The organism is Deltaproteobacteria bacterium, from assembly GCA_003194485.1.
Taxonomy (GTDB): Bacteria; Desulfobacterota; Dissulfuribacteria; order Dissulfuribacterales; family UBA3076; genus UBA3076.
The window spans coordinates 52,693-53,579 of record PQXD01000001.1 but is presented as its reverse complement, the minus strand read 5'-3'; the positions used below and the strand labels follow the sequence as shown (position 1 = coordinate 53,579).

The 887-nt window shown below is 46.0% G+C and carries 1 protein-coding gene; it reads right to left on the bottom strand.

Annotated elements, in window-relative coordinates; translation table 11 throughout:
• Positions 1-261: 261 nt before the first annotated feature.
• Complete coding sequence (locus C4B57_00270; protein PXF55927.1) at positions 262-861, bottom strand: hypothetical protein; 600 nt, start codon at positions 859-861, stop codon at positions 262-264.
• Positions 862-887: the final 26 nt, after the last annotated feature.

Genomic DNA, 887 nt, shown 5'->3' with positions numbered 1-887 from the left:
GATATTTCATATAAGCGCAGGCGAATTTTGTGACGCAGCACAGGAGGCTCTTTTGAGCCTTCAGAGGCAAGCTGTGATCGTCTTTTCTCAAGCTATGGGTAAAAATACCACCATAGCCAGGATTGAGACGGCAACAGCGCAGATTATTTATGGGGTATAAAATTCGAACAACGAGGCTGGCAGATTGTCTCTGACAACAGCAGTACTCAAAAAAGGTGGAGGGAGAATTTCAGGAAAGAGCAGTAAAGTTCAGGAATAAAATCATTCCAGCTGAACACTGTACTTTTGTAATATATCTTCTTTGGTGATCCTTTCAGGAACTCCGGTTGGCATAAGAACATTACGACCGCAGAGAATGAAAACCTCATAGGCATCAAAGATGGCGTAGCGGTCCTGGTCAAAGATTATAAGCTTGTTGCCGTTTTCTTCCTTGACCTTTTCCCGGAATTTACGAATTCCGGTATCTTGGCCGTTCTGTTCCAATTTATCCTGTTGATCCATCCAGCCTTGATAGGCAGTGGTCAGGGCCATGGTCAAGATGGTTAGATACGCATGGGCTCTAAAAGCAGCCTTGGTATTTTGTGGAGGCCTCTGGATGAACCACGCCTGCTTTGCTTCCCGAAACAGGGAGTTTTCAATTTCGCTGCGGGGATCATACCCGTCATAGACCTTTAACGGTTTACTTGCAGGGCTGTTGGTCAGGATAACCAGGGTCTTGGAATCGGGATTGTTTTCTTTGTAAGGATCCTGCAAAACGACGACCGCATTTATGGGATTGGCCACGAAATCTTTATGGGTTTCATGGCTGCCACTGCCAAGCGGCCCATAAAACCCTGCAGTGGTCAAACCTTCGATACCCACAACCTCCCATGAGTCAATTACAATAG